The sequence below is a fragment of the Ancylobacter lacus genome, assembly GCF_018390635.1.
GTDB classification, from domain to species: Bacteria; Pseudomonadota; Alphaproteobacteria; order Rhizobiales; family Xanthobacteraceae; genus Ancylobacter; species Ancylobacter lacus.
Genome location: NZ_JAHBGE010000057.1, coordinates 85,158 through 96,937 on the forward strand (window position 1 = coordinate 85,158; position 11,780 = coordinate 96,937).

The window sequence follows — 11,780 nt, forward strand, 5'->3', positions numbered from 1 at the left end:
TGTGGAAGCACAAACAATGAGGACGCCCGCCATGTCCGCCGCCCTCCCCGCGCCACGTCCCTTCCCCGTCCAGGCCTTCACGCGCATCGGCGAGGAGAACGCCTTCGCGGTGCTGGCGCGGGCCACCGATCTCGCGGCGCGCGGGCACGACATCGTCAATCTCGGCATCGGCCAGCCCGACTTCGCCACGCCGCCGCACATCGTCGAGGCGGCGGTGAAGGCCCTGCGTGACGGCCACCACGGCTACACCCCCTCGGTCGGCATCGCCCCGCTGCGCGAGGCGGTGGCGGCGGACGTCCACCGCCGGCTGGGGACGAGCATCGATCCCGGCCGGGTGATGATCGTGCCCGGCGGCAAGATCACCATGTTCGCCGCCATCCTGATGTTCGGCGAGCCGGGGGCGGAGATTCTCTACCCCGACCCCGGCTTCCCCATCTACCGCTCGATGATCGAGTTCACCGGCGCCACCCCGGTCCCGGTGCCGATCCGGGAGGCGAACGGCTTTGCGGTCTCGGCGGACGAAATGCTCGGCCTCATCGGTCCCACCACCCGCCTCATCATACTCAACACACCGGCCAACCCGACGGGCGGCGTGACCCCGAAAGCGGAGATCGACGCCCTGGTGAAGGGGCTGGAGCGGCATCCCCAGGTCGCCATCCTGTCGGACGAGATCTACGACCAGTTCCTGTTCGACGGCGCCCGCCACGCCAGCCTTCTCGCCTATCCCGAAATCCGCGACCGGCTGATCCTTTTGAATGGCTGGTCAAAGACTTACGCCATGACGGGATGGCGGCTCGGCTGGTCGCTGTGGCCGGACGGGCTGTTCGAGGCGGCGCGCAAGCTGGCGGTGAATGCCTGGTCCTGCGTCAATGCGCCGGCGCAATATGGCGCACTCGCCGCCCTCACCGGGCCGCAGGATTGCGTGGCCGCCATGGTCGCCGAGTTCGACCGCCGCCGGCAGGTGGTGGTCGAGGGTCTCAACGCCCTGCCGGGCGTGAGCTGCACCCTGCCGAAAGGCGCCTTCTACGCCTTCCCGAACGTGACCGGCACCGGCTGGGGCTCGGCCAAGGCGCTGGCCTCCGCGCTGCTGGAAACAGCAGGCGTCGCCACCATCGGCGGGCCGGATTTCGGCGTGCATGGCGAGGGCTACATCAGGCTGTCCTACGCCAACTCGGAGCCTAACATTCGTAAGGCTCTTGAAAGGATGGGGAATTTCCTGTCCGAGGCGCGCGCCGCGTGAGGCGGTGGCCGCGCCGGGCCGTGCTGGCGGCGGCGCTTCTGGGTGCTGTCCCACATCCCGCGAGGGCTCAGTCGGCGGGCCAGCCGACCGCCGCGGCTGTCGCCGCTCCGGCGACAGGAGCCTGCGATCCCGCGCAGGGCAATGCCCGGCTCTATCTCGATTGCCTGGCGGCGGCGGCGAAGGCGGGGCAGGAGAGGCTCGACGCCGCCTATGCCGGGGCGCTCGCCGCCATCCGCGCCGATGAGGCGGTCGCCCCGGTGCAGCGCCAGCGCTGGGCGAATGCCATGGACGAGGCGCAGGGGCGTTTCGTGCGCTGGCGCAATTTCGAATGCCAGAACATCGCGCCCTACGAGGGTGGCGCCGCGCGCCGCACCGTGGGCGGACGGCTGATGGGACCCGATGGCCTCGGCCAGCGGCTGCTCTGCCTGATCGCCGCCAACGACGCCCGCCGCGCCGACCTCTCCCGCCGCTACCCCCCGCCGCCGGGATGGACCTACACACCCCCCGCCGCCGCCCCGGCACCCGCAACCAGCCCGCCGCCACCCGACATTCCCCCCGCGGCCGCTCCCGAAACCCCTCCGGCCCCCACCCCGCAGCCGGAGATTCCGGCGCCGACCGGGCCGGTGCGCATCATCGATATGCCGTAGCGTCAGCTCTCCCGGCTTGCCTCCCGGGCGGTTTGCAGCGAGTCTGCCGGCCCGAACCGACACGAAGGAGACTACGATGCCCCGCGCCATCGCGATCGGCGAAGTCATGGTGGAAATGGCCCGCGGCAGCGACGGGCGCTTCGCCCTCGGAGTCGGCGGCGACACCTTCAACACCGCCGTTTATCTCGCCCGCGCCGGTATCGAGACCGCCTATGCCACCGCGCTCGGCGACGAGGCCTATTCCGCCCGCATCCGCGCCGCGGCCGAGGGCGAGGGTCTTCTGGTGGAAACAATGCTGCAGGTGCCCGGCCGCGTTCCGGGACTGTACCTCATCGACACCGACGCCAAGGGCGAGCGCCATTTCACCTACTGGCGCGACACCGCCCCGGCCCGCGACCTGTTCGAGCTGCCGGGATGGGAGCGGGTGGCGGAGAGCATCGTCGAATCGAAACTCATCTATCTCTCCGGCGTGACGCTGTCGCTCTATTCCAATCTCGGCCTCGGCCGCCTGCTAGCGACGCTGGAATTCGCCCGCGAACGGGGCTCCGTCGTGGTGTTCGACGGCAATTTCCGCCCGCAGGGCTGGGGCGGCGATCTGGGCCGGGCCCGGGCGGTCTATGCCGAGGCGCTGAAGCGCACCAGCATCGCCCTGCCCGGCTATGAGGACGAGGCGCGGCTGTGGGGCGACGGGTCGCCGGCCGGCACCGCCGAGCGCATCGCTACCTTCGGGGTCGGCGAGATCGTGGTGAAGAACGGATCGCAGGGCGCCCTCATCCGTGCGGCGGGAACCTCGCAGCTCGTGCCGGCTCCGTCGCTCGCGGGCCCGGTCGTGGACACCACGGCGGCGGGCGACAGCTTCAATGCGGCCTATCTCGCCGCCCGGCTCGGCGGCGCCCAGCCGGAGACGGCGGCGGAAGCCGGCCATCGTCTCGCCGGCGCCGTCATCGGGCATCGCGGGGCGATCCTGCCGCGCACCGCAAACGCCTGAGGCGGGCGGCAAAGGCCCGATGCGTTTGGCGACAAGGAGTTGGGGTGAGAACGCTCCTGCGAATGACTTGCAAGCCATTGACATAGCTTGCATTTCGGGAGCCGACCGGTTAAGCGGACGGCCCCTCGGCCTGCTGAGGTGCCGTCGCATTCCTGCGCAACCGCTCTGAAACGGGTCCCGACCACGCCATGCACACGTCACTCCGCATCGCCATCGGCAGCGTGATCGTCAGCTTCCTCGTGCTGGGGCTTAAGTTTCTCGCCTTCCGGATGACCGGCAGCGTGGCGCTCTATTCCGACGCACTGGAAAGCCTGGTGAACGTGGCGACCGCCCTGGCTGCCGTCGCCGCCGTGAAGGTGTCCGCCCGGCCGGCGGACGATGCCCACCCCTATGGCTATGCCAAGGCGGAGTATTTTTCGGCGGTGATCGTCGGTGCCCTCATCGTGGTGGCGGCGATCTCGATTTTTCACGAGGCCTTCCAGGCGATGCGCAACCCGGCCACGCTCGACGCGCCGTGGGAGGGCCTGCTGGTGAATGCCAGCGCCGCGGTGGTGAATGCGGCGTGGTGCTTCTTCCTGCTGCGCTTCGGGCGGCGGGTGCGCTCGCCGGCTCTGATCGCCGATGCGCAGCACCTGCTGACGGATGTGATCTCGTCAGGCGGCGTGCTGGTGGGCGTCGCGCTCGCCGTCGCCACCGGCTGGGCGATCCTCGATCCGGCGCTCGCGGCCCTGGTCGCGCTGAACATCCTGTGGTCTGGCTGGGTGGTGCTGAAGGAAAGCGTCGGCGGGCTGATGGATCAGGCCGTGCCGGAAGAGACGCTCCGACTCATCCGCAGCCGCATCGCCGCGGAAGCGGTCGGCGCGATCGAGGCCCATGACGTGCGCACCCGGCAGGCCGGCCGCATGACCTTCGTCGACTTCCACCTCGTCGTCCCCGGCGACATGGCCGTCAGCGAGGCACATGCCATTTGCGACCGGATCGAGGAGGCGCTGGTGCGCGACGTGGAGGACATCCACGTCAACATTCATGTCGAGCCGGAGGCGAAGGCGAAACAGGCAGGCATCCCGGTGATCTGACACCCACCCTACCCGGACAGTCCCGGGACCGCCGCCGGCCGGCCTCAGGCCCCGCCGCGCAGCCGGGCCAGCAGCTCCGGGGTCGGGTAGGAATCCGCCGGCAACCCGAGCCGGATCTGCTCCTCCTTCACCGCGGCGCGGGTTGCGGCCCCGAGTTTGCCGTCGACCCCGCCGACATGGTGGCCACGGGCGTTGAGCAGGCGCTGGAGATCGGCGACCTCCTTCATCGACAGGACCGGGATGTTGGGGGTGCGCTTGAACGCGCCGGCGCCGTCGATGCGGGCGGCGAGATAGGCCGCCGAGGTCGCATAGACCAGTGATTGATTCCATTGGGTGTAGATGTCGAAATTGGGATAGACGAGGAAGGCCGGTCCGGTCCTGCCCATCGGCAGGAGCAGCGATGCGCCGGCATTGTCGGCCGGCAGCGGTGCCCCGCCGGCACGCCGCACGCCCCACCGCGCCCATTGCGCCCGGGGAATCTTGATGGCGAGGTCGGCCTGGTCCCATGGCAGGTTCGCCGGCACCACCACCTCCTCCAGCCAGGGCTGACCCGGCGTCCAGCCGAGCGCCCTGATATAGTTGGCCGCCGAGGCCAGCGCGTCGGCATCCGACCGCAGCAGGTCGACCCGGCCGTCGCCGTCGAAATCGACGCCGTAGTTCAGATAATGGTCCGGCAGGAACTGAAACTGCCCGAGCTCGCCCGCCCACGGGCCGCGCATGGTCTGCACGGTGAGATCACCGCGGTCGATGATCTTGAGGGCGGAGAGAAGCTGGGTGCGAAACATCTCCGGGCGCCGGCAGTCATAGGCCAGCGTCGCAACGGAGCGGATGGTGGGCTTGTCGCCCATATTCGCCCCGAAGTCCGTCTCCAGTGCCCAGAACGCGGTGATCACAGGGGCTGGCACACCGAATTGCTGTTCGATTCGGTCGAAAATGGCGGCGTGGCTCTGGATGAGCTGGCGACCTTTCTGGATGCGGTAACTCGCGACCATGCGATCGGCGAACTGGTAGAAGCTCTGGCTGAAGACGCCCTGTCCGCGGTCCGCTCCCACCACATCGGGGGCATAGGCGAGACCGTCGAGCGCTGTGGCGATGGTCTGGCGGGAAATCCCCTGCGCCGCCGCCTCCTGCCGGAACGCCGCCAGCCAGGTGGGAAACCCCGCGCCGGTCTTGCCGCACTCCGCCGCCGAAGCGGCCCCGCCCGCCAGAAGAAGAGCGATCGCCGCAAGGCCGGCCGTCCTGCTCACACGCATCTGCGCCATCCCGTCTCGTGTCGATGAGAGGCACAATGCCGTCGAAACGCCCGCCTCGCCAGAGGCGAAAGGCCGCCTTCCCGGCCAACCGCCGGGGGCATTGACGTGGCGCGAGGCCCCGGGCCGCCACCATGAACGCGCGCCGGCGCACCGGGGCGCAGCCTTGTGCCGGCCGGTGTCGGGCACCGCGCGCGGATTCGCGCGGCGGCGGCCGGTGCGCGGCCCGCCACGGCGGTTGCGGGCGCGATTCGGACCCGACATGATCGCGCCTGTCCCGCTGCCTCGCCCGGAAAGGCCGTGCCATGAACGATATGCCGATCGCTCCCGCCGCGGCCCGGCCCGGCCTGACCGGCCCCTCCGAAGCACCCGACCGATCGCACCGAGGTATGCGCCCGCCAGAGCGGGCCGCACGCCTGCGAGCCGCCGAAACCGGCCAATCCGCCGCGATGGTCGGCCGGCGATGAACGCCCGCCCCACCGTTGCGGTTCTCGCCGTCGTTCTGCGGGAGAATCGGCTGCTGCTGGTCCGCCGTGCCAACCCGCCGGATCAGGGGCTCTGGGGTTATCCGGGCGGACGGGTCGAGCCGGGTGAGACCCATGCCGCCGCGGCCTTGCGTGAACTCGCGGAGGAGACCGGCATCGTCGCCGACGCCCCGCGGCTGCTCACGGTGCTCGACTTCATCGAGCGGGACGTCGCCGGTGCGGTGGCGCACCATTTCGCCATGATCACGGTCGCGTGCCGCTGGCAGGCCGGCGAAGGGCTGGCGGCGGACGACGCGCTGGAGGCGCGGTGGTTCGACCGCACGGAGATCGACGCGCTCGGCGCCAGCGCCAGCGCACAGGTCGCGGCCATCGCCGCTCTCGCCAGCGCGGAAGGCTGAGACGGTCGCGCCTCGGCCCGCCGACGTCCCGGGCCAAAAAGAAAAGGGCCTTCCCACCATGGGAAGGCCCAGTGCTCGGAGGAACTCCGGTGGAAGCGCCTCTTGCGGGCGCCTCCCGATCGCCTGGATCAGTGGCCGCCGGCCGCGACGGGCGACAGCGTGATGCCGTTGGCCTTGGCCCATTCCGCATTGCGGGCATGGTGCTTGATCAGCATGGGGCGCAGGACGAACAGCGCCGCGAACGCCGCCGACAGGTCCATGATGGCCACGGTGTAGAGCACCGAGGACCAGGTGCCGGTCGCTTCCATCAGGATGTTGCCGAACGGCACGAGCAGGGCGGCCACACCCTTGGCGCAGTAGAGGACGCCGTAGATCTTGGCGACGTTCTTGGTGCCGAAGGTGTCAGCCGTCGTGGCCGAGAACAGCGAGTAGACCTCGCCCCAGGCCAGGAACACCATGCCGGAGAGGATGAGGAACGCCCACGGATTGTGACCGAAGGTGCCGAGCGCGACGATGCCGAGGCCTTCGATGGTGAAGGCGATGAACATGGTCTTCTCGCGGCCGATATGGTCGGAGATCCAGCCGAACAGCGGACGGGAGATGCCGTTCATGATGCGGTCGAGCATGAGGGCGAAGGGCAGCGCGGCCATCACGGTGAAGCCGAGATTGACCTGGAAGTCCTTCACGCCGAGGTCCTGGGCGATGACGCCGAGCTGGGCAACGGCCATCAGACCGCCGGTGACGGTGCCGATGAACATGGCGCCCATGACCCAGAACACCGGAGAGCGCAGCGCCTCGGGCAGGGTGTAGTCGCGGCGGGACTGGGCGACCTTGTTGGAGCCCTTGGCGTCCTTCGGCGGCTGCCGCAGGAACAGCGCGGCCAGCACGATGATGCCGCCCTGGATGAGGCCGAAGGTCCAGAAGGTTTCCGACACGCCGCTGGTCTTCAGCATGTTGGCGATCGGCAGGATGGTGAGGGCCGAGCCGGCGCCGTAGCCGCCAGCGGTCAGGCCGACCGCGAGGCCGCGCTTGTCCGGGAACCATTTGATCGCGGCGTTGACGCAGGTGGCGTAGACGCAGCCGACGCCGATGCCGCCGATGACGGCGCCCACGTAATAGAGAGTGAGCGTGTCGGCGTAGGAGTTCACGATCCACGACAGGCCGGTGAACACGCCGCCGACCAGCACCATGACGCGCGGGCCGTATTTGTCGATGAAATAGCCCTCGATCGGCGCCAGCCAGGTCTGGACCACGACGAAGATGGTGAAGGTGGTCTGGATGGCCGCGCGCGACCAGCCGAACTCACGGGTGATTTCCGGGACGAACAGGGTCCAGGCGTACTGGATGTTGGCGGCGGCGACCATGCAGACGACGCCGACGACCAGCTGAACCCAGCGGATCGAATTCGTCGACGCATCGACGGATGCAGTGCTCGAAGTGCTCAAGGGCGTTCTCCTCTCTCAACTCTCTCGCCGCGGATCGGCGCTGTGCGGCTGCGGCCTCCGGTTGACCGGAAACCTGCCGTCTCTTGTCTTTGGCCGACGGGACTTCCCAGCCGGCGAATGTCGTTGCAGCTCCCGAGTGCGTGGGTTGCCGCCCTGCCTTTGGGGATGCCGTAAGGTGCATTCCCGCATGACGCAGGGTAGTCGTACCCGACCCGCTTAAAATGATCATAATGCACAATATTATGTATGCCAATCGGCTTTTATAGCGTTGTCACACCTAATGACTTCGTGATTTTAGACAAATAGATTTTAGAATTACTTATATCCGTGCGAGATTTTAAATAAACTTGGGAATATATACCAAACGTATTTATTGGACGCCCTCAAGACCACAACGGACATCGCTCCCAGTTGAGCCCGCCGAACACGCCAGGGAAAACCGGACATCCTGGTGGGCACGCCACCAGCATGACGCAGCGTAACGTTTGACGCCTGCGGAAATACGCAGGCGTTCACCAGCCTCGGCCGCGAGCAACAGGCGCGCAAAACAAAAAGGGCGCGTCCGGCGGACGCGCCCCATAGGCCAGGAGGAGACGGAACGTTCGATCAGTGCGCGGTGACAGCCGCCTCGCCCTTGGCCGTCGCCTCGGAGGCGTGGCGGGCATGGGCCTGACGCAGCGGCTTGAGGATCACCAGCGCCATGATCGCGGCGATGATGTTGAGAGCCGCCGCCGAGATGAACACGGCATGCCAGCTGCCGGTCATCGTGGTGAGGATGCTGGTGAACGGCACGATGATGGCCGCGGTGCCCTTCGCGGTGTAGAGCAGGCCCGCATTGGTGGTGGCGAACTTCGAGCCGAAGGCGTCGCCGCACATGGCGGGGAACAGGCTGTAGATCTCGCCCCAGGCGAAGAACACGAGACCCGTCAGGATGACGAACAGGACCGGGTTCGAGCCGAACACGCTCAGCGCATAGATGCCGATGCCTTCGATGGCGAAGGCGACGAACATGGTGTTCTCACGGCCGATCTGGTCCGACACCCAGCCGAAGAACGGACGGGTGAGGCCGTTCAGCACGCGGTCGATGGCGGCGGCGAAGGTGAGCGCCGGCAGGGTGATGCCGATGAGGCTGACCGGAATGTCGGCGATGCCGAAATCCTTCGCGATCGGGCCGAGCTGGGCGGTGGCCATCAGGCCGCCGGCCGCCATCATCACGAACATCGCGTACATGACCCAGAACAGCGGGGTCGAGAGCATCTCCTTGGGGGCGAAGTCGCGGGCCGACTGGGCGACCTTCGCCACCACCGAGGCGACGTCGGACTTCTTCGGCGCGATCAGGAACAGCGCCAGCACGGTGATCACGATGCCCTGGCCGATGCCGAAATAGAGGAAGGCGGCCTCGTAGCCCTGATTCTTGATCATGTTCTGGATCGGGATCACGGTCAGCGCCGAGCCCGCACCGAAGCCGGCGGCGGTGATGCCGGCGGCGAGGCCGCGGCGATCCGGGAACCACTTCAGCGAGTTGCCGACGCAGGTGCCATACACCGCGCCCGCACCGATGCCGCCCACCGCAGCACCGACATAGAGCATGGTCAGCGAGTCGGCGTAGGCGTTAAGGACCCAGGCGAGGCCGCACATGATGCCGCCGAACAGCACGACGATCCGCGGGCCGTACTTGTCCACGAACCAGCCCTCGACCGGCACCAGCCAGGTCTCGGTGACGATGAAGATGGAGAACGCGACCTGGATCGCGGCGCGATCCCATCCATGACGCTCCTGGATGGGGTTCACGAAGAAGGTCCAGCCGTACTGCATGTTGGCGATCATGCACATGCAGATGACGCCGAACACGAGCTGCAACCAGCGCCCGTTACTCACCGATGACGTTGCGGCAGAAGTCATGTAATCCTCGGATGTTTCCTAGAGTAATGGCCAAATTCAACCATCGTTTTTCTTATTGAATGGGCAAGCTGACGCTTAGTAAGGCACCCGTCGCTCGACCGCCACTGGAAGCATGATAACCGGAATTTCGCGTTGTGCAAAATTTTGTATGCCAAAAACCCCACAAATCGCTACGGAATACATTACGTAACGTCACCTTCAGGGGCTTTTTGCTTCCCAAGGGGCGCTCGCGGCCTGGCTCTGCCTCGGCGCTCTCTCCCCTACGGCACTTCCAGGTATAGAGTGGCAGCTTCCCCAGATGTTGCGGTGCAACGCACCGTAAGGCAGCCGCCGCACGACCCGACGCAGCCCCAAGGCCCCGAATCGGCCAGATTCCGCCCATGCCGGGGCAACGCCGCGACACCTGCGCGCAGAATCCCGCCCAAACGCTCCGGTGCGCGCCGGATGGACATTGGGGGGCTGGTATACGATCATGATTCCGGCCGCGCGCCGGTCTGAATCACCGGCCGGCCCGCTGGCCCCATAATGTCGCTGCACCGCAAACCGCATGGGTGCGCCGAACTAAAGGGGAGCGCGCTCGTGGAAGCCGCCGATACGCAGATCCGCCTCAACATCGCCCCGCTGGCGGCGAACACCAGCCTGCGCACGCTCGCCTATGACGCGATCAAGAAGGCGATCACGGAAATGGACATGTACGGCCAGGATGGCGACATCCGGCTGGACGAGCGTCAGCTCTCGCAGGACCTCGGCGTGAGCCGAACGCCGATCCGCGAGGCGCTCACCGTTCTGGAACAGGAAGGCTTTGTGCGCTCGGTGCCGCGCCGGGGCATCTTCGTCGTGCGCAAATCCAAGCGCGAGATCATCGACATGATCATCGTGTGGGCCGCGCTGGAGAGCATGGCGGCGCGACTCGCCGCCCAGCGCGCCACCGATCGCGACCTGGCCGAGCTGCGTGACGTCTTCCATGATTTCGAGGACGAGGCGCCCGCCGACCACATGAACGAGTACTCCGACGCCAATATACGCTTCCACCAGACCATCATCCGGCTGAGCGGCTGCGCGATGATCGCGGAGATGACCGAGAATCTCTTCATTCACATCCGCGGCATCCGGGCGGTGTCGGTTCGCCAGGAAAACCGCTCGCAGCGCTCGATGCAGGAACATCGCGGCATCATCGCCGCCCTGGTGGCGCGCGATGCCGACCTCGCCGAGCGGCTCGTGCGCGAGCACACGCTCGGGCTGGCGGCCCATGTCGAGAAGCACGGCAAGTTTTCCACCTGACCACATGAACCGGCCCCTCCCGCCCCGCGCCGAACTCAACCGCGCCGGGGCGGAAGGCGCCGCGACTCTGTCTCGCCATCCCTTTTATGACGTGGTATTTTAAATACCCGCCTCCGCCTGTCGGCTGGGGTGGACGGGGCGGGCCGTCTTGTCGGGCGGCGATAATTTCCGCAGCGTAAGGAGAAGAGCGGCAAGGCTGTTAAAATGCCGCATACCAGATTGACGGTTGGTATTTGGTATGCCAAATTTCTTGCGAATTCCCCGCGGGCGTCTCCGCCGAGGACGTTCTCGTGAGCAGCAAGTCCGTTCTGAACAAGCGCTGGCAGAGCGGCGATCATGGCCTGGCCATTGAACGCCTGCCGGCCAAGGAGAGCTTCAAGAGCAAGGCCTATGCGGCCATCAAAGAAGCCATCACGAATATGAATATCTACGGCTCCGACGAGCCGATGCTGCTCGACGAGCGGGACATTTCCGAGCGTCTGGGCGCCAGTCGGACGCCGATCCGTGAAGCAGTGGCGATGCTTGAGCAGGAGGGCCTGCTCCGCGCCGTGCCGAGGCGGGGGATACTGGTGGTTCGCCGTACCAAGGCGGAGATCATCGAGATGATCGAAGCCTGGGCGGCGCTGGAAAGCATGGCGGCCCGCCTCGCCACTCAGCGCGCAAGCGACGAGGCGATCGCCGAATTGAGGGATTTTTTCAGGGAGTTCGACCTCAACCGAATCGAACGCGACCGGTGCGACGAATATTCCAATGCGAATATCGCGTTCCATCAGGCGCTGATCCGGCTGAGCGGCTCCAGCCTGCTCGCTGGGATGACGGAGAACCTGTTCCTTCACGTTCGGGCCATCCGCCATCGCACAATCTTCGAAATGGATCGGGCGCAACGTTCGGCGGCCGACCATCAGGAGATAATACTGGCTCTTGAGGCACGGGACGCAGACCGTGCCGAGCGTCTGGTCCGTGACCATACGCTCCGGCTTGCGAGGCATGTCGAGAGTCACGTCGATCTGGATTGAGGCGGGGCGACCCGTCCAACTGATGCTCAGGTGGGACGACCAATGGTGGAAG

At 66.9% G+C, this 11,780-nt stretch carries 10 protein-coding genes; 7 read left to right on the forward strand and 3 right to left on the reverse strand.

The window, feature by feature from the left end:
* Positions 1 to 31 precede the first annotated feature (31 nt).
* The 4 genes from KHC27_RS14290 (at position 32) to KHC27_RS14305 (ending at position 3,951) form a co-directional block, all read left to right on the forward strand.
* Positions 32 to 1,240: a pyridoxal phosphate-dependent aminotransferase gene (locus tag KHC27_RS14290; protein WP_246519940.1), complete on the forward strand. Its 1,209-nt coding sequence runs from the start codon at positions 32 to 34 to the stop codon at positions 1,238 to 1,240.
* Positions 1,237 to 1,887 carry a lysozyme inhibitor LprI family protein gene (locus tag KHC27_RS14295; protein ID WP_213340050.1) on the forward strand — a complete coding sequence of 217 codons (651 nt, stop codon included), beginning with the start codon at positions 1,237 to 1,239 and terminating at the stop codon, positions 1,885 to 1,887. The genes KHC27_RS14290 and KHC27_RS14295 overlap by 4 nt, the downstream gene beginning before the upstream one ends.
* Positions 1,888 to 1,963: 76 nt before the next feature.
* The gene (locus KHC27_RS14300; protein WP_213340051.1) at positions 1,964 to 2,875 is read left to right on the forward strand and encodes a sugar kinase; all 912 of its coding nucleotides are present in this window, start codon (positions 1,964 to 1,966) and stop codon (positions 2,873 to 2,875) included.
* 188 nt (positions 2,876 to 3,063) lie between these two features.
* Positions 3,064 to 3,951, forward strand: a complete 888-nt coding sequence (locus KHC27_RS14305; RefSeq protein ID WP_213340052.1) for a cation diffusion facilitator family transporter — start codon at positions 3,064 to 3,066, stop codon at positions 3,949 to 3,951.
* 44 nt (positions 3,952 to 3,995) lie between these two features.
* Here KHC27_RS14305 and KHC27_RS14310 read toward each other — a convergent pair whose 3' ends face one another.
* Positions 3,996 to 5,213 carry a lytic murein transglycosylase gene (locus tag KHC27_RS14310; protein WP_246519941.1) on the reverse strand — a complete coding sequence of 406 codons (1,218 nt, stop codon included), beginning with the start codon at positions 5,211 to 5,213 and terminating at the stop codon, positions 3,996 to 3,998.
* Positions 5,214 to 5,664: 451 nt separating this feature from the next.
* Here KHC27_RS14310 and KHC27_RS14315 point away from each other — a divergent pair, with 451 nt between their 5' ends.
* Positions 5,665 to 6,084 (forward strand): NUDIX hydrolase, encoded by a 420-nt coding sequence (locus KHC27_RS14315; protein ID WP_213340053.1) that lies wholly within the window; start codon positions 5,665 to 5,667, stop codon positions 6,082 to 6,084.
* A 128-nt stretch (positions 6,085 to 6,212) separates the two neighbouring features.
* On the opposite strand, the gene oxlT (KHC27_RS14320) is transcribed toward KHC27_RS14315, so the two are convergent.
* Both oxlT (KHC27_RS14320) and oxlT (KHC27_RS14325) read right to left on the reverse strand, forming a co-directional pair.
* Entirely contained in the window at positions 6,213 to 7,529 is a 1,317-nt protein-coding gene (gene oxlT / locus KHC27_RS14320) for an oxalate/formate MFS antiporter (protein WP_213340054.1), read from the reverse strand.
* 606 nt (positions 7,530 to 8,135) lie between these two features.
* Positions 8,136 to 9,431 carry an oxalate/formate MFS antiporter gene (oxlT, locus tag KHC27_RS14325; RefSeq protein WP_213340055.1) on the reverse strand — a complete coding sequence of 432 codons (1,296 nt, stop codon included), beginning with the start codon at positions 9,429 to 9,431 and terminating at the stop codon, positions 8,136 to 8,138.
* A gap of 579 nt (positions 9,432 to 10,010) precedes the next feature.
* On the opposite strand from oxlT (KHC27_RS14325), the gene KHC27_RS14330 reads away from it, so the two are divergent.
* On the forward strand, positions 10,011 to 10,712 hold the full coding sequence (locus KHC27_RS14330) for a GntR family transcriptional regulator (RefSeq protein WP_213340056.1): 702 nt from the start codon (positions 10,011 to 10,013) through the stop codon (positions 10,710 to 10,712).
* A gap of 290 nt (positions 10,713 to 11,002) precedes the next feature.
* Entirely contained in the window at positions 11,003 to 11,728 is a 726-nt protein-coding gene (locus tag KHC27_RS14335) for a GntR family transcriptional regulator (RefSeq protein ID WP_213340057.1), read from the forward strand.
* Positions 11,729 to 11,780 lie beyond the last annotated feature (52 nt).

Coding starts and splice junctions, on each gene's coding strand:
- KHC27_RS14300 (WP_213340051.1), top strand. CDS start 1,964: ATGCCCCGCGCCATCGCGATCGGCGAAGTCATGGTGGAAATGGCCCGC.
- KHC27_RS14290 (WP_246519940.1), top strand. CDS start 32: ATGTCCGCCGCCCTCCCCGCGCCACGTCCCTTCCCCGTCCAGGCCTTC.
- KHC27_RS14315 (WP_213340053.1), top strand. CDS start 5,665: ATGAACGCCCGCCCCACCGTTGCGGTTCTCGCCGTCGTTCTGCGGGAG.
- KHC27_RS14310 (WP_246519941.1), bottom strand. CDS start 5,213: ATGGCGCAGATGCGTGTGAGCAGGACGGCCGGCCTTGCGGCGATCGCT.
- oxlT (WP_213340055.1), bottom strand. CDS start 9,431: ATGACTTCTGCCGCAACGTCATCGGTGAGTAACGGGCGCTGGTTGCAG.
- KHC27_RS14305 (WP_213340052.1), top strand. CDS start 3,064: ATGCACACGTCACTCCGCATCGCCATCGGCAGCGTGATCGTCAGCTTC.